The following is a 23,284-nucleotide window of genomic DNA, read 5'->3' as shown; positions in this document are numbered from 1 at the left end:
AAGTTTTAATTCTTGTGGATTACTCTAAGATAAGCTAATTTTAGAATCTTAAATTCCACTCTGATAAAAAGATAACAATGAGAAAAATTACATTTTGGGGAACGATCTTTTTTATGCTTACACTAATTAGTTGTGAGAAGAATATAAATAACAATACAGATGAAAAATCTGATGTTATAATCCAGAATGACGGGCTTGATGACCGCATAAAAACAGATAGCGCAGGAGTTGTATCTTCGCTGCCTGTGGCAGGTCTAAAGTCAACGGCAGTTGATGATGAAATGGCCAGTGATCTACCATTAGTGTTGGTCGCAGAGGTAACACCTCCCAAATATAAAGGGAAGACTCTTCGGGCGACTCACGTTGCATTAAGCAACAATTATGCATTTGTTTCTTATAACTACGAAGGAGAAGAATATCTGGGTGGGGTTGATATGATTAATGTGTCAAATCCTGATGATCCAAAGCTTATTGGAAGCGCGATACTCCCGGAAATAGATTTGAGTTCAATTGTCTATAGCAGTACTACAGTTATTGCAGCAGGAGCAAAATCAGATTTCAGGGAAGATGGATCAAATCCAGCATGTGTCATAAGGATTAATTTGGCAAATAATCTGTTATCAGAAGATGCTCAAATTATTGACCTTCCGGGTTATGTTGGTACTGATTTGACAGTTGATTCAGAGAAGTTTTACGTGGTGTCAGGTGATAACGGAGTTGTAGCATCTTATAATTTATCAGATAATAGTAAAAATGATTCAATCTGGGTGAGTGATTTAAGAGCAGTTGGATTAAATGATGATCAACTGGTCGTTTTAAGTGGCGTTGAAGGTCTTTATATATACAATCCTGTTGATCTTTCAGAATTGTCAAGTATTTCTACTAGTTCGGATGTGGCTGGAAAACGTACTATCGATTTTTACAATGGGCACGTTTTGGCAGCAGAGGGATATAATGGCATTGGTGTATACAATATTGCTTCAGGTGATCATGTTAGCACAATTCCACTGGCCGATGCTTCTGGTTTGGATGTTGAGCCTAATGATGTGGTTTGTAATGCTGTTTCTGTTAATAACGAGCATGTCTTTGTTGCAAATGGAGCTGCTGGAGTTTCAGTACTAAGCATTAACGAGGGGGCAATTGATGATTTGGATGATTTCGGTAGTCTGGATTTACCTGGGTCAGCAAATTATGTGATGAGTAAAGGAGAATACGTTTTTGTGGCTGATGGTACTGGCGGATTACAGATTTTAAAAATGGTAACTGTTGATGAGGAGACAGAGATTTCATGTGCTGATTATCCTGAGTATGATGGGAAAAAGAATTTGACTGTTAACTCTGGCGAAGATCTTGGATACAGCGGTTCTGCAAGTTTAGATAAGATTGAAGTAACTAGTGCTTCTTCATTATTCTGGTGTGGATCTTTGGCAGCGAGTCAACACATTATTATTAATAGTGGTGGAGAGTTCTATATGAGAGGTTCATTAGCTCAGGGGTCTAAAAATCAGAATTTCATTATTAATGCAGGTGGAGTTTTGAAAGTTGAAGGAAGCCTTGTTATTTATGGTGATTTAATTCTTAATAGTGAATCAACTATTGAGTTTATTGGTGACGATTCATCAATAACAGTTCATGGTTCTGTAACGAAAGGGGACGATGTAACAATAACCGGAACATTTACCGATACAAATAATAGTTTGAGCGACTAACGAAAATATTATAGAGGGTGAGGGTATCTGAGAATCAGATGCCCTTTTTTATTTCGTCGATTGGGCACGACTTTAATATTATTTTATCAAGTTTCTTCATTTAGATCGAACGGTTCATGAATAACCAAAAATCAATTAGCTTTGTATCTGCTAAGTGGTGTTTGAATTTAATTGCAGGATTGAAAATATTCGTTTGTTATGACTCTTGATATTTCCCAGATACGTAAAGATTTTCCGATTTTAGATCAGCAGGTATACAATAAACCTTTAATCTATTTTGATAGTGCGGCTTCTTCGCAGAAACCATTGCAGGTTTTAAAAAAAGAAGAGCAGCTGTATCTGGAGTATTATGGGAATATTCATCGTGGAGCCCACTTCCTGGCTGATAAAGCAACCAATGATTATGAAGCTGTTCGTGATCAGGTAGCAGCTTTTATAAATGCATCTTCACGAGAAGAAATTATTTTCACAAAAGGAACCACCGAGAGTATCAATTTGGTTGCATTTTCATTCGGAGAAGCTTTTATCAATGAAGGAGATGAAATCATTGTATCTGAAATGGAACATCACGCTAATATTGTTCCATGGCAGATGATGGCGGAGCGCAAAGGGGCAAAAATTGTGATGCTTCCATTTGACGAGTCAGGCATCCTTTGTATTGAGCAGTTAGATGAGTTGATAAGCAATAAAACAAAATTAGTTGCGGTTGCTCATATTGCAAATACCTTGGGGACAATCAACCCTGTTGAAGAGATCATTCGCAAAGCTCATGAGAAAAATATCAAAGTATTAGTTGATGGAGCACAAGCCATCAAACATATACCAGTTGATGTTGCTGAAATGGATGCAGATTTTTACGCTTTTTCTGCACATAAAATGTATGGACCAAACGGTGTCGGAATATTATATGGCAAAAAAGAATTATTGGAAAAAATGCCTCCATATCAGGGAGGCGGTGAAATGATTTCTGAAGTTACTTTTGAGAAAACCACTTTTAATGAGTTGCCATATAAGTTTGAAGCCGGAACTCCCAATATTACAAGTGTTATAGCATTTGGAGAAGCGGTCAAGTATCTCCAAAATCTGAATATTGAAGAAGCAGCGGCTTATGAAAATGAACTTTTGGAATACGCCACTAAAAAGCTGAAAGAAATTCCGGGAATGATTATCTATGGAGATCATGCAAAGAAATCTGGGGTTATCACCTTCAATGTTGAAGGTATTCACCCATTCGATTTGGGAACCATGCTTGACAAGATGGGTATTGCTGTGCGAACGGGGCGTTTATGCGCTGATCCGGTGATGGATCATTTTAAGGTTCAAGCCACAATTCGAATTTCTTTTGCTGTTTATAATACGCTGGAGGAAATTGATTCATTTATTCAAGCATTGAATAAATTAGTACCGATGCTTAGTTGATGTTTTTTGCTACAACGTTTATTATTTCAAATGCCTTATCTTTGATATACAAGGGAATTATTTGGCATGAGAAAAAATCTTTTACTTCAAATTATATTCTGTTTTTCGTGTTTTGGTGTTTATGCTCAGCAAACAGAGTTTATTACAAATTTTCCGTGCGAAGAAATTCAAATAGAATGTTCTTCTATAATTAGGCAGGAATTGACTATTGTAACAACTTCGACTCAGCTAAATCAATTGTTTTCAAAGTCGGGAAAGTGCCAAATGCCCAAAAATGATTTTGCTAATTATTTTCTGGTATGTATAAAACCCCGAACTTTATTTGGCTGTGAAGAACCAAAGCTTAAAATAATTATTGACTCGGAAGATAATGAGAATCTGAAAGTGAAAGCTGAAATCAAGGAGTTTGGAAATTGTTTCCATTTATGGCCTTGCGAAATTTGGTTGAAGATACCTTTAGAGATTTATACAGAGACCGTAGATTTTTCAATCTCACGAGAAAAGAGGTCACATATTGAATAAAAACAGGAACCCAATTGGATTCCTGTTTTCATCTTTCCCCTTTTGTTGTTAACCTATCTGAAAAGCGCCATATGCGCAAAAGCGTGTGCACCTTCCGCAGTTGGTACATTTTCTTTCGTCAATCGCTGGGGCTTCAAATGGTGACCTTTGTATAATTGCTCCGGTATGACAAACCGAGACTACCGGACAAAAATGGTTTTGTGGACAAAGGTGCTCAACAATCTTAATTTGTTTCATTTTTTACTTTCTGGTCTATATTTAACAAGTTATACCTGTTGATGAGCAAATTACCGAAGCTAAATGATCGGCTTGCATGACGCCGCTACCACTCCATTTTACTGCTCCATTTTGAAAAACCATCAACGTTGGAACCCCACGTACTTTATATCTCACAGCCATCTCTTGATTCTTGTCCACATCTATTTTCAGGATGCGGATTTTATCTCCCATCTGTTCTTTTAATTGCTTCAAAATGGGAGACATCATCTTACATGGGGCACACCAGTTAGCATGAAAATCAACAATAACCGGTATTTGTCCTTTAATAATTTGATTAAACTGTTCCATCTTCCTTGGGTTCTTCCTTTTTCTTTTTGATATCGCTAAATAAATATCCTAGCAACCCTCCATAAAGTGAGCTGGTATGCCAATTCGATTGAATGGGGCAGGTTCCTGATTCACAACCGATATAATACCAGTATAAGAATCCTGCAAACCCACCTAATAAAACTCCAACAAACCGCCATTTATATTTCAGTACAAATTCTTTCATAATTGCAATTTTTGACAAAGTAAATGCATGCCAATAAAATGCTAAGTGACTTAGGTCACAAAGCCAATAAATAAGATAGTAAAAGGGGAGATACGCTATCTGAAGCTTATTAGATTTGAAAAGTCGATTTCGTTTCTGCTTAATTTAAGAAGTTTCTTTTGTTCCATCTTTTTTAGAAGTCGGGAAACGACTTCGCGTGATGTATTCAATTGATAGGCAATATCCTGATGAATTCCGCGGAAAATCATTTCACCAGTTGCTTCAAATCGGTCACGAAAGAATTTCTCCAATCTTCGGTCAAGATTCATAAACGCGATGGCATCAATGGTTTCCAATAGTTCATCGAATCGCTTCCTGTAAGCATACATCATAAATGATTTCCAACTGGGAAATTGAACCATCCATTTATCTAACAAACCAACAGGAATACGGATTAGCACACTATCTTGCTCTGTAATTGCACTGATGTTGCTTTTTTGTTGCCCCATGCAGCAAGTTAGAGCCATGCTACAAGCTTCTCCCGGATTTAGATAGTAAAGTAATAGTTCGTGTCCTTCATCATCGAACCGAATAACTCGAATGCTTCCTTCCAAAACCAGTGGAAAGGCTTTGATATATTGTCCTTCCTGCATAATCTCTTCACCTGCTTCAACTTCATGAATTGTGCCATTTTTGTCAATTTCAGAAAGAAGCTGCGTTTCGAAATAAGGGAAACGCTTTAATAGAAGATCTTTGACATTTTGCATAAATTGGTCAAGTATATTTTATTGAGGAATTTAAGAAGAAAAACGATTTCTAATGTAATCCCATTCTTTTATTTTTTTGAATTTTTTAAAGCCTTCAATAGTTGAAGGATGGTTTAAGACAGATTCAACTGGAACTTCAGGTATTTCATTGTCAACAAGTCCTTTTTTGATAAAAATAAAATTAAATCCCAACTCATTTGCTCCAACCAAACGATATCCTTTTTTATGTGCCAAATTAACCATTGCTACTGGAGATGCCCCATGATAGTCAGGATGCTTCCCTGGAAATGAATAATCAGGATCGTAAGGAACTACGATATCTTCAAATCCAAATTCATTATGTGTTTCTATGATAACTACTTGTGGCGAAACAATATCTAAGGCGTCCCAAATCCAATAATCATTGCCATCAATGTCAATCGATAGCAATCCAATTTCTCCTTTGAAACCACCTTCGTCAATAATTTGGTTGATATTTTCTTGTTGAACCTTTTCACAGATAAACTTTGGAGAATAATTCCACGAATGAGGATATTTTGAAAAAAACTTTTTTCCTCGCTTAATAGCTTTTGCATTTCCATCAATAAAAAGGCCATACCATCCAAAATTGAAATATAAGTTGGCACAGTTACTGTTTATTCCATCATCGGAGCCAATCTCAATGAAAGTTTTGTTTTCCATTCCAATGATTGAAAATATGAATAATAATTTCCCATCTTCTTCAAATTGAGAAAAAACTCGAAACCCAGTATCTTTAAATAGTGGGAGGTTCCCACTCTTCCTGCAATCCTGATAATAATGATACAGTTGCCTTTGGCTGATCTGAGTAGCCGGATAAAAGCGGTTTCTGATTTTAATTATAAGGAAAAGGTCTTTGAGTTTCTGCTTGATGAATTTTTTCATAAGATACAATTGAAAAATAGCCGGATACAAAAAGATGAATCCGGCTCATATACTAGTAGTTTTTAGCTTCGATTTCGAAATATTCTTGAGGATGTTCACAAGCGGGACATTTGAGAGGTGGTTTAGTCGATTCATGCAGGAATCCACAAACCCGGCATACCCAGGTAACTTTTCCTTCACGCTCAAATACTTTTCCTTCTTCCAGATTTTGGTATAATTTCCGATAGCGTTCTTCGTGGTGTTTTTCAATTTTAGCGATCGTTTTGAAAACAACAGCTATTTGCTTAAAACCTTCTTCTTCTGCAATTTTTGCAAATTCAGGATACAAGTCAGTCCATTCTTCACTTTCGCCATCAGCAGCAGCTTTTAGGTTCTCAAGGGTTGTGCCAATTGTGCCAGCAGGATAGCTTGCAGTAATTTCAACCATGCCGCCTTCCAAAAAACGGAAAAACCTTTTTGCATGTGCTTTCTCATTGAGAGCTGTTTCTTCAAAAATTGCAGCAATTTGTTGGAGTCCATCTTTACGAGCCTGTTTTGCAAAAAATTCATATCTATTTTTTGCTTGCGACTCACCAGCAAAAGCCTTTAGCAAGTTTTGTTCTGTTTTAGTACCTTTTAAAGAGTTCATATCTGTGATTTTTTTGGTTTTTTCAGTAGATGAAGGTAAGAAAATTCTATGGTTTGAAAATGGATATTTTGTTAATTTGTGATATATAGTCTGAACTTAATTTTAAGATAAATTTTTACATCAAAATTAACATTGGAGAATATGGATGGTGATCATTTTTTCAATCACTTAAAATTTACGACCTTTGCCTCCTGTTAAGGTGAAAATTATGACAATTGAACAGGTACAGCAAGATATTATAGAAGAGTTTTCAGTGTATGAAGACTGGATGGATAAATACAGTTATTTGATTGAATTAGGTAATGATTTGAAAGAATTAAAGCCAAGTCAGAAAAATGATCAGCATTTAATCAAAGGATGTCAGTCCAGAGTGTGGTTGGTTCCGGAGTTTCGTGAAGGGAGAATTTATTTTGAAGGGGAGAGTGATGCCGTTATCGTAAAGGGATTGGTTGCTCTATTGTTGAGGGTTGTTTCAGGAAGAACTCCTTTGGAATTAATGGAAAGTGAACTTCATTTTGTTGATGATATTGGACTGAAACAACATTTATCACCAACACGGTCAAATGGTCTTGTGGCCATGATCAAACAAATTAAATTGTACGCTGTTGCTTATAACAGGATTTCAGGATAAGGAGGAATGCCATGGATGTAAGAATAGATCAGATCATTGAAAAGCTGAAAGACGTTTACGACCCGGAGATACCGGTCAATATATATGATTTAGGGCTAATTTATAATGTGGATGTTGACGAAAGCAACAAAGCCAATGTCATAATGACGCTTACAGCACCTGGCTGTCCGGTTGCGGACATGCTGGTTGAGGATACCCGCCAGGCAGCACTAGCTGTTGATGGAGTTGATGATGCTCATGTTGAGCTCACTTTTGAGCCGCCTTGGGATAAGTCAATGATGAGCGAAGAAGCTAGGTTAGAGCTTGGGTTCTTTTAGTGTAGGAAGTTGGTTTAATGAGATGTTAATACCAATAATTGCTTTTGAGATAGTTGTTTTTCGAGGACAATTATCTTAAAAGTTTAATATGTTCTAGATTTTTCAATCCCACCCCATATCTCATTCTTTATAATTATCTCGTCAGTTTTGTTATAAGCTGGTAATTTATTGTTTTGGAATCACTCCATGAAGGATTCTCAGTGGTTTCAGTCCCTCATTTTTTTTAGAACTAAGTAAATATTTTAATCAGGAGGATTTTAATATTATATAGCATTGGTGGTAAACGAAAAAAAATCAGTAACTTATGTGAAGTTGTTTCTTTTTAAAATTTACCTACAAAAACCTAAGAATTATGAAGCATTTAAAATCAATTTCAACTTTCCTATTTGTGTCTATTCTTTTGTTCTCCTCGTGCGTGGAGAAAACCACCGAACCCAAGGTTACTGTGCCAGATGCTGAGATTTCCCAATTTCTGGGGCAATGGACTATTGATGTAGATGGAGGAGGTGTAAGTTGGTTGGAGGTTCGTCAAGAAGATCAGTATTTGGACGGTGCGGTGTTATGGATTGGAGGATCTGTGGTTCCGGTTTCCTTTATGTATTTGGGAAAAGAGGCACTGTATGTTATTCGCGACACCCGAAAAGTTGTTAGAACTACAACTGAAGATGGCGAAGCAGATCGTGTACAAATGATTTCAACATGGCTTGAAGTGAAGAAAGATGGAGATAAAATTGCTGGTTATTACATCAGACCTAAAAGAGATGGGATGGGCTTAGACTCAACTGCATTTGTGGGGACTAAATTACCAGATGTCCCTGCCGCTCCAGATTTAAGTGCCATCAAATATGGTGATCCAATTAAATTATTTAATGGAACAGACCTGACTGGTTGGAAACTTGTTGAACCTGACAAAGCAAATGGATGGTCTGTCGTTGATAATACCTTGGTGAATGATCCTGTGCATACAGAAGGTGAGACTGTTCATTATGGAAATTTGAGGACAGAACAGGAATTTGAAGATTTTAATTTGAAAATTGAAGCTAATATTCCTCCACATAATAATAGTGGAATTTACTTAAGAGGAAGGCACGAAATACAAGTGGTGGATTCGTATGGTCAGGATCTTGATCCTCATAATATGGGTGCCTTATATTCCAGAATTACTCCTAGCGAAAGTGCAGAAAAACCAGCTGGCTCGTGGCAAAGTTTCGATATAACGTTGTGTGATAGACACGTGACTGTTGTGCTTAATGGGAAAAAGATTATTGACAATCAACCTGTTTATGGACCGACAGGTGGTGCCTTGACTTCGGATGTTTATGCTCCCGGACCAATTTACCTTCAGGGAGACCATGGACTAGTATCGTTTCGTAACATTGTTCTTACGCCTATCATTAAGTAGGATTACCCAGGCGCTTTGCCTTTTCTGGTTATTTTAATATTTGCTCAATGAAAAATAATAATAAAGGAATTAACCGAAGAAGCTTCATAGGAGCTTCGGCTACTGCAATTGCAGGGTTTACAATTATACCATCAAGAGCTGTCTCTGGGTTGGGGTATATTGCTCCAAGCGACAAATTGAATATAGCAGGAATCGGAATTGGGGGGATGGGAAAAGCAAATTTGGCGAATGTTTCGAAGACAGAGAATATAGTAGCTCTTTGTGATGTTGATTGGGGTGATCGAGCTGGCGCTACTTTTAAGACGTATCCGAGCGCAAAAAAATATAAAGATTATCGGGTTATGCTGGATAATCAAAAGGATATTGATGCGGTGATCATTGCGACGCCTGATCATACACATGCCGTAATTAGCATGGAAGCGATTAAGCGTGGAAAGCATACATTTACACAAAAGCCTTTAACACATACGGTGCATGAAGCCCGGATGTTAAATAAAGCTGCCAAGGAATACAATGTAGTAACTCAAATGGGTAATCAAGGGCAGGCAAGCGACGAAGTTCGAAGATTGAGGGAAATGATTTGGGACGATGTTATTGGGCCAATCACTGAAGTTCATGTTTGGACTGATCGCCCCAATAATGGAATGTTCAAAACCTATTGGCCTCAAGGACTGAATGCGCCAACAGATACTCCACCTGTTCCGCAGGAGCTAGACTGGGACTTATTTGTTGGCCCGGCACCAATGCGCCCTTACCATCCAGCGTACCATCCATTCGTATGGCGAGGGTTTTGGGACTTTGGGACGGGAGCTTTAGGCGATATTGGTTGTCATCAACTTGATCCGATATTTAAAAATTTGAATCTTAAATATCCTACAAGTATTCAGGCAGTCTCTACACTGGTGAATAAAGACATGTATCCACTGGCATCAATCGTAAAATATGAATTTCCGGCTCGTGGGGACAAACCACCTGTATCATTAACCTGGTACGATGGAGGTCTTCGTCCAATGCGAATTCCTGAACTGGAGGATGGTGAGTTAATGCGAACCGGAGGGACACTTTATATTGGGGAAAAGGGTAAGATTCTGGGTGATGAAATACTTCCAAAATCATTACGTGACTCGTATAAAAAACCCCCTCAGACTATCCCGTCTTCACCAGGACATGAGATGGAGTGGATATTGGCAAGTAAAGGAGAAAACATTACTCCAGGTTCAAACTTTGAGATTGCAGGACCACTTACCGAAACAGTCTTGTTAGGGAACATTGCTCTGCGGATGGAATTAAGGGAAAAATTAGCGGGGCAAATTCTAAATTATGATGAAGCCCAGGGTAAATTTACCAATCTACCTGAAGCAAACGAGTTCCTGCACAGGAAATATAGGGATGGTTGGTCCCTTTAAGGAAATTACAGAATAGTTTAAATTTAGAATGAACTGCTTAAATCTTTATTGAAGGTTTGAGCAGTTTTTTTTCACCTCATGCAAATCGCTAGTTGATTTTTAACCCTGCTGTCAACCCAATCCATCCTTTTAAAGAAGTATGGATTCCTTTATGCGAGATAACTTCATACGGAGCAAAGTTACTTTCGAAAGCATCTCCCCGAAGGTAGTTGTCACTAATCATTAAGTTGACTGTCGGACCCGCAAAGAACCCAAAGTGTTCGTTCACCCTTTTTGTAAAAGTAATTTTTGCCTGATATAATTCATTTAGGTTATCTGTCCAACCCTTACCTTCATTTATATGGTAGTCCATTAATTCCAGCTGGATTTTTGAATTTTCTTTTTTCATTAAATGAGTTCCGATTCCGTATGCAAATCCCCAATTAAAATCTGAACCCAGGAATTGAGTTCCTACTGCAAAAATATTGTAAAATTGGTCGACACCGATTTTGAAGGCTGCTTCAGTATTTAAAGTTTCACCAAACGAAATTTCAAATTCCCTAAAGCCATTTTTCACAATGCTTAAAAAGCCAATAGGAATTCCACTTTTTATTGAATCGGCGATATTAATAAATCCAATTTGGACGCCATTGACATCTTTTGCAACATTTAAGAACCCAGCTATTTGAGCGCCCTCCAGATCTCCACCGGAAACGTTGGCAAAACCAGCTAACTGTAGTTTCTGCATCCTTTGTTTAGAGATGTTTAAAAAACCTGCTGCTTGCACACCATTCACTTCACCAAGTGTTATGTTTGTAAAGCCTGCCAATTGTACTACTTTTCCACTTCCTTTGACGACGTTCGCAAATCCGGCAAGTTGTGTTCCCTGAACATCCTCACAAAAGTTGGTAAATCCCGCCAACTGAATTGCAAGTGACTTGCCGTTTGTGAAATTGGCAAATCCGGCCGCTAAAACACCATTTGCTTCTGCATAGTTGAAATTGGCAAATCCAGAAAATTGAAAGCCTCTTGAAATCCCTTTGTTGAAATTGGCAAAACCTGCATATTGAAAACCAGTGAAATCACCGTTCACAAAGTTTCCAAAACCTGCAAATTGAGCACCTCTTACAAAATCTCGTTCGGTATTGGAGAATCCGGCAAATTCAATTCCTGAAAGCCCGGCAGAATACCCGGCAATTAGATTTAAAGAAAATTTATTTATGCAATTGCCAGCGTTGGTGCCATTCGTGCTTATCGGCGGAACCAAGCTGATTGCAAATGGTACCTTGTCGTAGTTCCCATAGCTTTGAGCCTTAAGTTGGGTGGTGTATAAAACACTAATTAGAAGGAGTGACGAGAGTAGAAATGTTTTCATTGTTCTGCTTTTCTATTTTACTTTCATTTCTAATGACAAGCAAAAAGCTGATTGGTTGCAATTTCCTGAAAAAAAATGAAAAACAACTTACAGATCATCTGTGATTTTGAATTTTTCAGATGGGAGATCGTGTTAATACTATTTTTTCTTCCCTTTCAATATTTCATCAGTTTTGTTAAAGGCTGCGTCTTTTAATGGATCGATTGTTTGGGCATCAACTGCTTTTGCGTAGTTTTCAGACAGCCACTTAAATTGACCTGCTTTGTCCGGATAAACCTCCGCTAAAACGTCGCATGACCTTTTATAATGTTCCCGAATGTCGACAATTTCAACAAATCTTTTCACTTTTTCGGGAGTCATGTCGGCCATTTTTTCGGCAAATTCATCTACCGTTTCTTTTAGAAGTTTGTCATTTACCAAAACCCTTTCCAGTACTTCCGGAACGATTAGAGAGAATGCCATAAAAGCCCTTTTGGAAGCGGCTATTTGATCTCCATTCAGATCTTCTCCGGTTGTAATTTTTACAATGTCCAAAGCCGTACTAACCAGAGGGATGGTGCCTGCAATATCATCAACAAACTTCTGATAGGCTTTTAGCATGATGTGGTCTGCCTCAATTTGAAGCCTTTCAGCATCCTGAAAGTTGCGAATGGAATTGGTGTAGTCACGCATATTTTTCATACCTGCAGCGACATCCATATTGCATAGGTTGCGGATGTAATTGAGATGAATCAGGTTGTAATAATATTGCTTTGCTTCAAGCGTGAGTTTTTGGGTAGTTTCAGCTGTGCGAATAATCTTTTTAGCCAACTCAAAATATTCTCGAATAATGGTTTTGTTTTGTGCCGGATTATTTTCCTGCGGTTCAATTTTATTATGACCGATTGCATCTCCAACTTTTTCAGCGTTCGCTAATAAATCTATCATCCCATCTGTTCCATGAAAAAACAAGTAGTCGATTCCATAATGGTTAACGTCTTCCAGAATACGCTCACGAAGCGCCAGTATGTTTTCGGGAATTTTGTTTTCTTCTTCGATTACTGGTCCGGCGGGAAGGTTTGATTCATTTACTTTTTTTGCATAGGTCATTTTTCCTTTGCCATGTCGTTTCCCGTCTTTCCATTGTCCTTCGTAAACAGTTCCTTCTCCATATTGATAGGTTCCGGTTCCATTTTTACAATCACCCGAAATAACTTGTTGTGCATATGAACTTAGGCAAACAGAAATAAATAGTATGAGCAGATATATAATTTTCATTGTAGTTTGTTTTATGGTTACTGGTTGTATCTGTTTACATCCATCATTGGAAGATACTGCTTGATGATTGACTTGATATCTGTAATATTTTTGGCACTTACTTCCGAGATCATCTTTTTTAAACGTAAAGCATTATTGTACTTCTCTTGATCCTTAATGTCTTTGCTCTCCTTTCCTTCTTTGTCATAGTAAATCGCTCCCCAGTCATATTCAGGTTCGGGACGATAGTTGCCATTCCCGTAGATGTAATAGGATGAAATGAAATCAAGATCTCCCTTATCATTTCGTTGGATATACCATACGCACTTGTTCTTGTAATAATAAACTTCACTCTTTATCCCTGCAGAATGTTCTTCATCATAAAATTTGATTTCATCGTCTTCATATGATTTGACTTTGCCGGATTGTGCAAAGTATTCCATAGTTCTAAGCTTATCATGATACTCGTACACGCCTCTTTTGGCATAATAGCTAATTTCATTGATCGCACTGCTCCCTCCGGCATGCAGGTTGCTATATGAAATAGATTCCAGTTGAGCATTCTTCCATCCCCAATATATCTCGATACATGCACTTGAATAATCAGGACTTTTGTGAGTGCAAAACTCTTTGATTTGACCATTTTCGTTCCAGAACTTGTATTCCCCGTCGTATTCCCCGTTTGTGAAATAACATTCAAGTCTTTTTTTTCCATTCTTATACCACGATTGGTAAAAACCATGTTCAATATGGGGTTCGATTATATCGCCATTTTTATCATTTTTCACCCAATATTCGGCTTGCAGTTGATGAGGTTTGTCCGTGTAGTATTTCTTGATTAGAGTTGTCTCAGAATTTGCAGTTCTTGTTTCTCGTTGTGCTGCAACTTGAGTTGTTGAGTTGCCCGAAGAATGATTGGGTGAGTTTTGGTAGCTGGTTGTATTTATACCATTAAAAGACGGAGAGGTTTGAGTGGCTGTAGTAGTGCTGGTGCCAGATGAACTTTGTGATTGTTTCATCTGCTGCATACGTTTTGACGCAGCCATTCTGGCCTCCATATCTTTCATTGGGTTGTTCTTGCTATACGGATTGCTGTTTATCTTGTTTAATTCTTCCTGGTAGAGCTGGTTGTATTGGTTTTGTGATTCCTTTGATTCCCGCAAGTAGTTATCCCATTGTGCTTTATTGACTGCTGCCTGAGCTTTCATTTGAGCATTTTGGGCCTGCATTTGTTGGTTTGCTGCAGACAGACCTTGTGCAAGTGCCTGCATGCCTTCTGCAAATGCTTTCCTGCCGGCATCAATTTGTTCGAAAGTTTTTTGTAGACCACCTTTTTTCCACTTGCCACCTTTGATCATGTCTCCGTTTTCAGCCATCAGTCGGCCCATCCCATCTGGTTTGCCATCTTTCAGTTCTCCCTTGTAATAGGAGCCGTCGTTATAGAAGTAGGTTCCGTTTCCGTCCGGTTTCCCTTTGTTTACTTCACCTTGATATTGCTCGCCATTGGCGTACCAAATGGTTGCAGTCCCATCAACTACTCCATTTTTAAAATCACCTTGAATATAATCGCCATTGGCTGTTGTCAGTTTACCCATCCCTTCATATTCCTTGTTGAATTCACCCACGTACTTTTCGCCATTGGCTTTCATCATAGTACCTATGCCAAACATTTTATCATTCTTCCAACCTCCTTTGTAAATGTCTCCGTTTGCAAAGTCTTGCACTCCATAACCTTCGCGTTGGCTATTCGACCAACTGCCGTCGTAAACATCACCTGTGGAATAGTTCATTATTCCATGGCCGTTTAACTTCCCATTTACAAAGTCGCCTGTATAATTATTATTAGAAGTAAATTTCATTTCACCTTTTCCTGTCATTTCACCCTGAACCATCGAGCCAGTATAAATATCTCCAGATTTTAGGGTAAATGTTCCTGTTCCATGGGGAACTGCGTTGACAAATTGTCCCTCGTATTTTTCACCATTTTTAAATGTATAGGTGCCGTTTCCCTGGATTTGGTCATTTGACCAATTCCCGTTGTATTTTTCATCGTTTGAGAAGACCATTGTTCCTTGTCCTTCTCGAAGGTTATTTACCCATGCTCCGTCATATGACGATCCATCGTAATAAATCATTTTTCCTTGACCATGGCGTTTGTTGTTTTGCCAATTCCCGTCGTACTCCATAGGCTCTTGAGCAAACAACGAGGTGGAAAACAAAAGTAGAATTGGGGTATAGAATAAAATTTTCATTGCTGAAGTATTTTGTCTAAGAGATAATTGTTGAATTAATTATTATAAGGCCAGATAAACTCTCCTTTTTGGTTTATGTAACCGAGTCTGACGCTTTCCTTTCCATTTTCAAAGTCCTCTTCCGTTCCTCCCTGAAAAACAGGAGCTACTCCATTATTGAAATCGCCGGCGTAGTCAAATTGAGCTGAAATACTCATTTTTCCACGTTTATTAATAAAGCCCCATTTGCTGCCGGATTTTACTTTTGCCAGATTTCCGATGAAATCACCTCCATCAGAAAATTGGAAGTCTATTTCAGTTTCACCCTTGTCGTTTAGGTAACCAATTAATCCGTTAGTGTTTTGAACCTTTATTCTACCTGAATGCATTCCCCAAGATGGGACTTTCCAGCTACCTTTTGGAAGATTGTTCGGTTCGTAGATTCGGTGCCTAAAGAGTTCTTCTCCTTTTTTATCGATGTAAATCAGATCGGGACCGTATTTCCAGATTGGCGCGATACCCTCCGAAAAATCCTGAGTAAGGGTATAAATCAAATTTTTAAAGAGCTTTCCGCTTTTGTCAATATATCCCCATGAACCATCTAACCTGACTGGGGCGTAACCGTCATGAAAGTCGCCTGCATATTCAAAAACCGGAAGAATTTTCATGTCTCCACTTTTATCGATAAAACCAATATTATTGGTCGATTCCAGTCTTACCCATGCCAGACCTTCTGAAAAGTCACCTCCCTGTTTAAACTTTGGTTCTAAAATTACCTCACCCGTTTTGTCAATATAGCCTACCTTTTCATCCAGCAAAATGCGGATTATTCCTTCACTTACAATGCGGCTCATTGTGAATGGTGAATCAAATGCTTTTTCACCTGTTTCGTCAACAAACCAAATATCGTCACCTTGTTCAACTAGTGCCAGTCCTTCATAAAATGGGTGGCACTTGTCATACTGAGCTTCAATAATTAGTTCTCCGGAATTGGAGATGAATCCCCACTTTCCTTCACACTTCACAGGAAAAAGATTGGTGGTGGGCACTAAATTTTGGAGGTTAATTTGCCCGTAGGAAATTGAAGAAATTAAAAGAAAGAATGCCCAAAGGCTTTTAGTCTTTGTCATTTTAGTTTTTACTAGTTGATTATTGATTTCTGAAAAATAATTTTTTTTGTTAAAAACATCAATTATTATGCAAAATTTAGAATGTTTAAAAAGAACTAATGTTTGATTGTGGATTGATGGCGTATGTTTTTCTTTCAAAATGATAAATTCAATCGGTAAACATTTTTGCAAGAGAAATAATTGAGTTAATTTGAAATATGAAGTTTGATCAATCTCAAATAGCAATACATATAAAAAAGAAGGCGCTCGAATTAGGTTTTATCTCTTGTGGAATTTCGCGTGCCGGGTATCTGAATGAAGAGAAAAGTCGACTAGAGAAATGGCTTCAAAACGGGATGAATGGTGAAATGAATTACATGAGCCGGAATCAGGAGAAAAGATTGGATCCCACATTGTTGTTTGATGGAGCAAAGTCAGTTATTTCCGTGCTTCTCAATTATTTCCCAAAGGAAGGGCAAGAAGATTCAGCAGCTCCGATTATTTCAAAATATGCATATGGCAAGGATTATCATTTTGTTTTGAAGGAAAAGCTTAATGCACTTTTAGAATATATTCAGAATGAGATCGCGGACTGCAATGGTCGCACTTTTGTAGATTCGGCTCCTGTACTTGATAAAGCGTGGGCCGCAAAAGCTGGTTTAGGGTGGATCGGAAAAAATACCAATCTGATTTCTGTTGAACACGGAAGTTTCTTCTTTATTGGCGAGCTAATTGTGGATTTGGAAATGGAACCGGATGAGAAAATAGTTAGCAATCATTGTGGAAATTGTACCCGGTGTATTGATGCTTGCCCAACCAATGCAATAGTCGCTCCGTATGTTGTGGATGCCCGTAGGTGTATCTCGTATCAAACCATTGAGCTAAAAGGAGATTTGGATGAAAATCTCAAAGGCAAATTTGCTAATCGTGTTTTTGGTTGCGATATCTGTCAGGATGTTTGTCCCTGGAACCTGAAGTCAGAGCCACATAATGAACCGGATTTTGAACCTCATCCTCGACTGCTGAAGCTATCCAATAAGGATTGGGAAGAAATGGACAAAAGTTTATTCAATGAACTGTTTCGAAAATCGGCTGTTAAACGAACTAAGTACGAAGGATTAAAACGAAATTTGCAGTTTTTAAAAGACGATAGTTCTTCTTGATTAGTAAGCTTCTTTGTTCGTGAAAATCAAAAAATATCAATATAAAACAACCCTTTTTGCTGCGGAAAGAGGTGGAATATACGCAGGTTTCCCTTATACTGGGAAGAAGGAATTTGGCACCAATGGGCCTGTCAGAATTAAATGCTGGATTGATGGATTTTATAAAGAAGGAAGCTTGGTGCCAATGGGAGGTGGTGACCATGCGATTCATGTTCGAAAAGAAATCAGGGATGCGATTGGAAAAGTGGAGGGAGATGAAGTTTGGGTTGTTTTAGAACAAGATTTTTCTCCAAAGGAATTGAAAGTACCTGAAGATTTTCAATGGCTGCTTGATGAGGATACTGAATTGAAATCTAATTTTGAAAAACTCTCATTTACCAATCAGTCGGTAATTGTGAATCACATTAACGAAGCAAAACGACCTGAAACAAGGGTGAAAAGAATCGAAAACATGCTTGCCCGTATTCGTATTGGATTCTATCCTGGGCAAAAGTTAGAATAATTGGCATCAGTTTATTTCATCCAGAAAATTCTTTTTATTCATTATTTGTTCATTATCAATACAAAAAGGATTTTTGATAAAATTAAGTTTAATTTAACTATCCAATAGTCAACATTATTTAGGTATTTGTTTTCTATCTTTAGAAAAAGCAACAACATGGACAAACTCAAATTAATTGCCAATGATCCATATCTTGAGCCGCATGCTGAAGTAATTACTTCAAGATATCAAGCGGCAACAGCAAAATATGCAGAATTAGCCGGGCAGCAAAGTCTTCGTGATTTTGCAAGTGGACATCTTTGGTATGGACTTCACAGAACAGACTCTGGGTGGGTTATTCGAGATTGGGCTCCAAATGCTGATGCTATTTATATGATTGGTGATTTCAATCAATGGCGGGAAGGTAATTCGTATCGCCTGAATAAGCTTGAAAATGGGAATTGGGAATTATTTTTAGCCGAAAATCAAGTTCGGCAAGATGATCTTTATGCATTTTCGATGCATTGGCCGGGAGGGAGCGGAAAACGGATTCCAGCTTGGGCAAACCGGGTCGCACAGGATGAGCAGACATTGGATTTTAACGCGCAGATTTGGGTTCCTGAAAAGTTATTTGAATGGAAATTTCCGGATTATCAGCGCGGTGATGAAGCTCCCCTGATTTATGAAAGCCATATTGGAATGGCAGGTGAGGAAGAACGTGTTCATACCTATAATGAGTTTCGGGAAAATGTTTTACCACGGATCAAGGAAGCTGGTTATAATACGATCCAACTAATGGCAATTCCGGAACATCCGTATTATGGTAGCTTTGGATATCATGTCTCTAGCTTTTTTGCACCCTCTTCGCGGTTTGGAACTCCCGATGAATTAAAGCGATTAATTGATGAAGCTCATGGGATGGGAATTGCGGTAATTATGGATTTAGTGCACTCCCATGCTGTTAGAAATGAAGTTGAGGGTTTAGGAAAATACGATGGTAGCCGATACCAGTTTTTTCATAATGGCCCACGGGGAGAGCATCCTGCATGGGATTCTTACTGTTTCAATTATGGAAAAAATGAAGTCCTGCATTTTCTTCTATCAAATATCCGCTTGTGGTTGGAGGAATTTAAGTTTGACGGTTTTCGTTTTGACGGCGTAACCAGCATGCTTTATTTCGATCACGGGCTGGGAAAGGCCTTTACCAATTACTCAGACTATTTCAATGAGAATTTGGATGGGGAGGCAATCAGTTATTTTTATTTAGCGAATAAGTTGATTCATGAAATTAATCCCAGAGCATTATCAATTGCTGAAGAAATGAGTGGAATGCCCGGTTTGGCTACCCGTCTTGAAGATGGCGGTTATGGTTTTGATTACCGAATGGCAATGGGGGTGCCTGACTTTTGGATCAAATTGATTAAAGAAATACCAGATGATAATTGGGATATGGGACAAATCTTCCATGAGTTGACCTCAAAACGTCTGGATGAAAAGGTGGTAAGCTATGCCGAATCACATGATCAGGCGCTTGTTGGCGATAAGACTATCATTTTTAGATTGGTTGACAAGGAAATGTATTTCAGCATGCGAAAGGATCAACCCAATATGATTGTTGATCGCGGCATTGCTTTGCATAAAATGATTCGTTTAGCCACTGCATCTGCAGCCGGCGGTTCCTATCTCAATTTTATGGGAAATGAGTTTGGTCATCCTGAATGGATAGACTTTCCGAGAGAAGGTAATAATTGGTCATTTAAAAATGCAAGAAGATTGTGGCATTTAGCTGATGATCCTGAGCTTCGATTTCATTGGCTGTCTGATTTTGATAAAATTTTAATGGATTGGATTCGGGAAAATCGATTGTTGGAAATCCCTGAAGTTCATTGGTGTTATGACAATAAAGCAGATAAGATTCTGGTTTATCAGCGAGGAGATTTTTTAATCGTATTCAACTTTAATCCTGTACAATCGTTTACAGATTATGGTATAGCTTACGAACCATCCAAGTTCAAAATCATTTTTAATACTGACGAGAGTAGATTTGGGGGACAGGACCGAATTGATGACCGTATGACATATTATACCAGGCCATCAGCCGGAATGACCAGCCAGCATTACTTGCATTTGTATTTGCCAGCCCGAACAGCTCTAGTTTTGAAAAAAGAATCCTTTAAAAGAATTCGCTAATGAATCAATATTTTACAGAAGTTAGCATTCCCGATCCTGGTTGGAGGATTGATTATCGGCATAAGATTATGTTGATGGGATCTTGCTTTGTTGAAAATATTGGGAATAAGCTCGAAGAATTCAAATTTCAGGTTGATTTAAACCCATTTGGGATTTTATATAATCCACAATCAATTTCGAAGAGTTTACAGCGGTTACTAAATCTTCAATATTATAAAAAAGAAGATTTGTTCGAACATCAAGGAATTTGGAGTAGTTTCGATCATCACAGTAAATTTTCATCAATAGATTCATCAAAAACATTAAAAACGATTAATGAGCAACTGGGAGAATCTCACAAGAATCTGAAAGAAGCAGAGTATCTTATAATCACCTTTGGTACTTCATGGGTTTATGAACTAAAACGGACTGGTGAAATAGTTTCTAATTGTCATAAAATACCCGAAGCAGAATTTAAACGATTTCGACTAACTCCGGGTGAAATTGTTTCAGAATTTAAAGAACTTTTGTTGGACATATGGAAATTTAACTCAAATTTAAAAATCTTATTCACAGTGAGTCCAATACGTCATTGGAAGGATGGTGCTGTGGAAAATCAGAGAAGCAAATCGACCTTGTTGCTTGCCGTTGATCGACTGGTTAATGGATTCGGAGAAGAGAAATGTGCCTACTTTCCTTCTTATGAAATAGTGATGGATGAATTAAGGGATTATCGCTTCTATGCTCCGGATATGTTGCATTTGAATGAAGTTGCAGTTGAACATATCTGGCAAAAGTTTAGCAAAATAATGCTTTCAAATGAAAGCATAAAGCTAATGAAAGATGTTCTAAAACTAAATAAAGCGGCTAAACACCGTCCATTTAATTCTGGGTCAGAATCCTACAGAAAATTTCTGTTGTACAACTTAGATGAGATTGGAAGATTGACAAAATTTTTTCCGTTTCTTAACTTTAATAACGAACAATTATATTTTGAAAGTAAATTGAGTGATAGTCAGGCAGAAGCCCGTGAAACATTAAAATAGTTTCGCTACATTTGTAAGCACCTACCGATAAGACTATTTTCCTGAACTGCTTTTAAAATTAATTTTTAGGCATAAAGTCTGAAATATATGAGTTACCTGAAATTTGACAAAAACCAATTGATCAACTTGGAGTACTCTTTAAACCGTGAAGTACTCCGTTCAAACAGGGCTGGTTCCTATATCAGCACAACCTTGTCGGGTTGCAACACCCGAAAGTATCATGGCTTGCTGGTTTGTCCGCTGGATGAACTGGATGGAGGTAAGCATGTTTTACTTTCGTCCCTGGATGAAACCATTATTCAGCACGGAGCTGAGTTCAACCTTGGTATTCATAAATATGAAGGTGATCAATATGAACCCAAAGGACACAAGTATATTCGTGATTATGAAATTGAAAATGTGCCCAAAACGACTTATCGGGTTGGAGGAGTTGTTTTAACAAAAGAAAGACTTCTGGTCGAAAAAGAAGAACAGGTTCTTATCAGGTATACTCTGGTTGACGCTCATTCTCCAACAATATTGAGACTGAAGCCATTTTTAGCTTTTCGCAATGTGCACACGCTAAGCAAAGCTAATTTGTATGCAAATACCAAATACAAACCAATAGGAAGTGGCATAAAAATCAGGATGTATGATGGGTACCCTTATTTGCACATGCAATTGTCGAAGGATAATGAATTTGTTGCAGTGCCTGATTGGTACAATAATATAGAATACATAAAAGAAAAGAATCGCGGATACGATTGTAAGGAAGATTTATTTGTCCCTGGATACTTTGAAATGCCAATAAAAAAGGGAGAAAGTATTGTATTTTCTGCTTCGACAAAAGAAGCAAATGCTTCAGGAATCAAGGCAAAGTTTACACGCGAAGTAAATAAAAGATTGCCTCGGGATTCATTTTTTGACAGCTTGTCTAATTCTGCTCAACAATTTATTGAGCGAAAAAATGGAAAAACCGATGTGATTGCTGGATTTCCCTGGTATGGCGCGCGGACTCGTCAAACATTAGTTGCATTGCCCGGATTAACTCTGGATGTTGGAGACTATGAGACATTTGAGGAGGTTCTGGATACGCAGGTGAGTTATTTGAAAGATGGACTTTTCCCGAGAATGCATGCTAAGTATGGAGAAGAATTTGATTGTATGGATTCTCCACTTTGGTTGTTTTGGACATTACAACAATATTCGGCAGAAATAAAAGATAGCAAGAAAATCTGGCAGAAATATGGAGTGGTTTTAAAGGAGATATTAAATGCCTATCGAGTTGGAACCGGGTGCCATATTAAGATGAATGAAAATGGACTGATTTCAGGGGAGACAAAAGATATTGCATTGACGTGGATGGATAGCTACGTCAATGGGAAACCAGTAGTACAGCGTCCGGGGATGCCTGTTGAAGTTAATGCGTTGTGGTATAATGCTATTTGCTTTGCATTAGAATTAGCACAGGCAGAGAATGATAAGGAGTTTGTCAAAGAGTGGGAAGGTTTTCCAAGTTTGATTGCAAAATCATTTGTTAGTGAATTTTGGAACGACGAGCTGGAATACCTTGCAGACTATGTAAATGGTGATTATAAAAGTTGGGACATTCGGCCCAATATGGTGATTGCAGCAGCAATGGAATATTCGCCTCTCGATAGAGAAAAGCAGAAATGTATCTTGAGTATTGCGAAAAAGGAATTATTAACCCCAAGAGGACTTCGGAGCTTATCGCCAAGAAACCCGGAATATGAGGGATTGTGTGAAGGAAACGTAGCTGAACGAGAGAAAACCATTCATCAGGGAACTGTATGGCCTTGGTTAATTTCTTTTTTTGTGGAAGGATATTTAAAAATTCACAAACGTGGAGGATTGCCTTTTGTAAAAAGAATAATTGAAGATTTTGAAGCTGAAATGACAGAACATTGCGTTGGGACCATTCCTGAAATGTATAATGGAAATCCACCACATAAAGGGAAAGGAGCTATTTCACAGGCATGGAGTGTCGCCGGAGTTATCCGTGCTTATCGAATGGTTTCCAATTTTGAAGAATAACACGAC

21 protein-coding genes are annotated in these 23,284 nt (G+C 38.1%); 11 read left to right on the top strand and 10 right to left on the bottom strand.

Going from position 1 to position 23,284, the window contains the following annotated elements; all coding sequences use genetic code 11:
• Positions 1–77: 77 nt before the first annotated feature.
• Both ACUNWD_RS06020 and ACUNWD_RS06015 read left to right on the top strand, forming a co-directional pair.
• Positions 78–1,709: a hypothetical protein gene (locus ACUNWD_RS06020; RefSeq protein ID WP_445586881.1), complete on the top strand. Its 1,632-nt coding sequence runs from the start codon at positions 78–80 to the stop codon at positions 1,707–1,709.
• A gap of 198 nt (positions 1,710–1,907) precedes the next feature.
• Positions 1,908–3,128, top strand: a complete 1,221-nt coding sequence (locus ACUNWD_RS06015; protein ID WP_445586880.1) for an aminotransferase class V-fold PLP-dependent enzyme — start codon at positions 1,908–1,910, stop codon at positions 3,126–3,128.
• 570 nt (positions 3,129–3,698) lie between these two features.
• Here the strand turns inward: ACUNWD_RS06015 and ACUNWD_RS06010 are convergent.
• The 6 genes from ACUNWD_RS06010 to rbr form a co-directional block, all read right to left on the bottom strand.
• Positions 3,699–3,887: a 4Fe-4S binding protein gene (locus ACUNWD_RS06010; RefSeq protein WP_445586879.1), complete on the bottom strand. Its 189-nt coding sequence runs from the start codon at positions 3,885–3,887 to the stop codon at positions 3,699–3,701.
• A 21-nt stretch (positions 3,888–3,908) separates the two neighbouring features.
• Positions 3,909–4,217, bottom strand: a complete 309-nt coding sequence (trxA, locus tag ACUNWD_RS06005; RefSeq protein ID WP_445586878.1) for a thioredoxin — start codon at positions 4,215–4,217, stop codon at positions 3,909–3,911.
• Positions 4,204–4,422, bottom strand: a complete 219-nt coding sequence (locus tag ACUNWD_RS06000; protein WP_445586877.1) for a DUF6132 family protein — start codon at positions 4,420–4,422, stop codon at positions 4,204–4,206. The genes trxA and ACUNWD_RS06000 overlap by 14 nt, the downstream gene beginning before the upstream one ends.
• A gap of 95 nt (positions 4,423–4,517) precedes the next feature.
• Entirely contained in the window at positions 4,518–5,168 is a 651-nt protein-coding gene (locus ACUNWD_RS05995) for a Crp/Fnr family transcriptional regulator (protein WP_445586876.1), read from the bottom strand.
• A 30-nt stretch (positions 5,169–5,198) separates the two neighbouring features.
• Entirely contained in the window at positions 5,199–6,071 is an 873-nt protein-coding gene (locus tag ACUNWD_RS05990) for a hypothetical protein (protein WP_445586875.1), read from the bottom strand.
• Positions 6,072–6,123: 52 nt separating this feature from the next.
• Positions 6,124–6,699: a rubrerythrin gene (gene rbr, locus ACUNWD_RS05985; RefSeq protein WP_445586874.1), complete on the bottom strand. Its 576-nt coding sequence runs from the start codon at positions 6,697–6,699 to the stop codon at positions 6,124–6,126.
• Positions 6,700–6,907: 208 nt separating this feature from the next.
• On the opposite strand from rbr, the gene ACUNWD_RS05980 reads away from it, so the two are divergent.
• From ACUNWD_RS05980 to ACUNWD_RS05965, 4 genes are all read left to right on the top strand, one after another.
• Positions 6,908–7,330 carry a SufE family protein gene (locus ACUNWD_RS05980; protein ID WP_445586873.1) on the top strand — a complete coding sequence of 141 codons (423 nt, stop codon included), beginning with the start codon at positions 6,908–6,910 and terminating at the stop codon, positions 7,328–7,330.
• Positions 7,331–7,341: 11 nt separating this feature from the next.
• The gene (locus tag ACUNWD_RS05975) at positions 7,342–7,647 is read left to right on the top strand and encodes an iron-sulfur cluster assembly protein (RefSeq protein WP_445586872.1); all 306 of its coding nucleotides are present in this window, start codon (positions 7,342–7,344) and stop codon (positions 7,645–7,647) included.
• A 352-nt stretch (positions 7,648–7,999) separates the two neighbouring features.
• The gene (locus ACUNWD_RS05970) at positions 8,000–9,049 is read left to right on the top strand and encodes a 3-keto-disaccharide hydrolase (protein WP_445586871.1); all 1,050 of its coding nucleotides are present in this window, start codon (positions 8,000–8,002) and stop codon (positions 9,047–9,049) included.
• A gap of 47 nt (positions 9,050–9,096) precedes the next feature.
• Positions 9,097–10,455, top strand: coding sequence for a Gfo/Idh/MocA family protein (locus ACUNWD_RS05965; protein WP_445586870.1), 1,359 nt, complete (start codon positions 9,097–9,099; stop codon positions 10,453–10,455).
• 88 nt (positions 10,456–10,543) lie between these two features.
• Here the strand turns inward: ACUNWD_RS05965 and ACUNWD_RS05960 are convergent, their stop codons facing one another.
• The 4 genes from ACUNWD_RS05960 to ACUNWD_RS05945 all read right to left on the bottom strand — a co-directional run bounded on the left by ACUNWD_RS05960 (position 10,544) and on the right by ACUNWD_RS05945 (position 16,406).
• Entirely contained in the window at positions 10,544–11,809 is a 1,266-nt protein-coding gene (locus tag ACUNWD_RS05960) for a hypothetical protein (RefSeq protein ID WP_445586869.1), read from the bottom strand.
• A 138-nt stretch (positions 11,810–11,947) separates the two neighbouring features.
• Complete coding sequence (locus tag ACUNWD_RS05955; RefSeq protein WP_445586868.1) at positions 11,948–13,066, bottom strand: hypothetical protein; 1,119 nt, start codon at positions 13,064–13,066, stop codon at positions 11,948–11,950.
• Between the two features lie 17 nt (positions 13,067–13,083).
• Positions 13,084–15,297: a hypothetical protein gene (locus ACUNWD_RS05950; RefSeq protein WP_445586867.1), complete on the bottom strand. Its 2,214-nt coding sequence runs from the start codon at positions 15,295–15,297 to the stop codon at positions 13,084–13,086.
• A gap of 35 nt (positions 15,298–15,332) precedes the next feature.
• Positions 15,333–16,406, bottom strand: a complete 1,074-nt coding sequence (locus tag ACUNWD_RS05945) for a WG repeat-containing protein (protein WP_445586866.1) — start codon at positions 16,404–16,406, stop codon at positions 15,333–15,335.
• A gap of 197 nt (positions 16,407–16,603) precedes the next feature.
• Here ACUNWD_RS05945 and queG point away from each other — a divergent pair, with 197 nt between their 5' ends.
• The 5 genes from queG to ACUNWD_RS05920 all read left to right on the top strand — a co-directional run bounded on the left by queG (position 16,604) and on the right by ACUNWD_RS05920 (position 23,278).
• A complete protein-coding gene (queG, locus tag ACUNWD_RS05940; RefSeq protein WP_445586865.1) occupies positions 16,604–17,548 on the top strand; it encodes a tRNA epoxyqueuosine(34) reductase QueG in 945 nt (314 codons plus the stop codon).
• Positions 17,549–17,567: 19 nt separating this feature from the next.
• A complete protein-coding gene (locus ACUNWD_RS05935; RefSeq protein WP_445586864.1) occupies positions 17,568–18,050 on the top strand; it encodes a YdeI/OmpD-associated family protein in 483 nt (160 codons plus the stop codon).
• 156 nt (positions 18,051–18,206) lie between these two features.
• Positions 18,207–20,219: an alpha amylase C-terminal domain-containing protein gene (locus ACUNWD_RS05930; protein WP_445586863.1), complete on the top strand. Its 2,013-nt coding sequence runs from the start codon at positions 18,207–18,209 to the stop codon at positions 20,217–20,219.
• Positions 20,219–21,244 (top strand): GSCFA domain-containing protein, encoded by a 1,026-nt coding sequence (locus ACUNWD_RS05925; RefSeq protein WP_445586862.1) that lies wholly within the window; start codon positions 20,219–20,221, stop codon positions 21,242–21,244. The genes ACUNWD_RS05930 and ACUNWD_RS05925 overlap by 1 nt, the downstream gene beginning before the upstream one ends.
• Positions 21,245–21,331: 87 nt before the next feature.
• The gene (locus ACUNWD_RS05920) at positions 21,332–23,278 is read left to right on the top strand and encodes an amylo-alpha-1,6-glucosidase (protein WP_445586861.1); all 1,947 of its coding nucleotides are present in this window, start codon (positions 21,332–21,334) and stop codon (positions 23,276–23,278) included.
• Positions 23,279–23,284: the final 6 nt, after the last annotated feature.

The organism is Sunxiuqinia sp. A32 (assembly GCF_052690465.1).
The sequence above is the reverse complement of the archived record's forward strand: the minus strand, read 5'-3'. Positions and strand labels throughout refer to the sequence as shown.

Bases quoted from the DNA above. Each gene is read 5' to 3' on its own strand.
- queG (WP_445586865.1), top strand. From the start codon at position 16,604: ATGAAGTTTGATCAATCTCAAATAGCAATACATATAAAAAAGAAGGCG.
- ACUNWD_RS05965 (WP_445586870.1), top strand. From the start codon at position 9,097: ATGAAAAATAATAATAAAGGAATTAACCGAAGAAGCTTCATAGGAGCT.
- ACUNWD_RS06020 (WP_445586881.1), top strand. From the start codon at position 78: ATGAGAAAAATTACATTTTGGGGAACGATCTTTTTTATGCTTACACTA.
- ACUNWD_RS05995 (WP_445586876.1), bottom strand. From the start codon at position 5,168: ATGCAAAATGTCAAAGATCTTCTATTAAAGCGTTTCCCTTATTTCGAA.
- ACUNWD_RS05955 (WP_445586868.1), bottom strand. From the start codon at position 13,066: ATGAAAATTATATATCTGCTCATACTATTTATTTCTGTTTGCCTAAGT.
- ACUNWD_RS06000 (WP_445586877.1), bottom strand. From the start codon at position 4,422: ATGAAAGAATTTGTACTGAAATATAAATGGCGGTTTGTTGGAGTTTTA.
- ACUNWD_RS05960 (WP_445586869.1), bottom strand. From the start codon at position 11,809: ATGAAAACATTTCTACTCTCGTCACTCCTTCTAATTAGTGTTTTATAC.
- trxA (WP_445586878.1), bottom strand. From the start codon at position 4,217: ATGGAACAGTTTAATCAAATTATTAAAGGACAAATACCGGTTATTGTT.
- ACUNWD_RS06010 (WP_445586879.1), bottom strand. From the start codon at position 3,887: ATGAAACAAATTAAGATTGTTGAGCACCTTTGTCCACAAAACCATTTT.
- ACUNWD_RS05920 (WP_445586861.1), top strand. From the start codon at position 21,332: ATGAGTTACCTGAAATTTGACAAAAACCAATTGATCAACTTGGAGTAC.
- ACUNWD_RS05970 (WP_445586871.1), top strand. From the start codon at position 8,000: ATGAAGCATTTAAAATCAATTTCAACTTTCCTATTTGTGTCTATTCTT.
- ACUNWD_RS05980 (WP_445586873.1), top strand. From the start codon at position 6,908: ATGACAATTGAACAGGTACAGCAAGATATTATAGAAGAGTTTTCAGTG.
- rbr (WP_445586874.1), bottom strand. From the start codon at position 6,699: ATGAACTCTTTAAAAGGTACTAAAACAGAACAAAACTTGCTAAAGGCT.
- ACUNWD_RS05990 (WP_445586875.1), bottom strand. From the start codon at position 6,071: ATGAAAAAATTCATCAAGCAGAAACTCAAAGACCTTTTCCTTATAATT.
- ACUNWD_RS05925 (WP_445586862.1), top strand. From the start codon at position 20,219: ATGAATCAATATTTTACAGAAGTTAGCATTCCCGATCCTGGTTGGAGG.
- ACUNWD_RS06015 (WP_445586880.1), top strand. From the start codon at position 1,908: ATGACTCTTGATATTTCCCAGATACGTAAAGATTTTCCGATTTTAGAT.
- ACUNWD_RS05945 (WP_445586866.1), bottom strand. From the start codon at position 16,406: ATGACAAAGACTAAAAGCCTTTGGGCATTCTTTCTTTTAATTTCTTCA.
- ACUNWD_RS05930 (WP_445586863.1), top strand. From the start codon at position 18,207: ATGGACAAACTCAAATTAATTGCCAATGATCCATATCTTGAGCCGCAT.
- ACUNWD_RS05975 (WP_445586872.1), top strand. From the start codon at position 7,342: ATGGATGTAAGAATAGATCAGATCATTGAAAAGCTGAAAGACGTTTAC.
- ACUNWD_RS05950 (WP_445586867.1), bottom strand. From the start codon at position 15,297: ATGAAAATTTTATTCTATACCCCAATTCTACTTTTGTTTTCCACCTCG.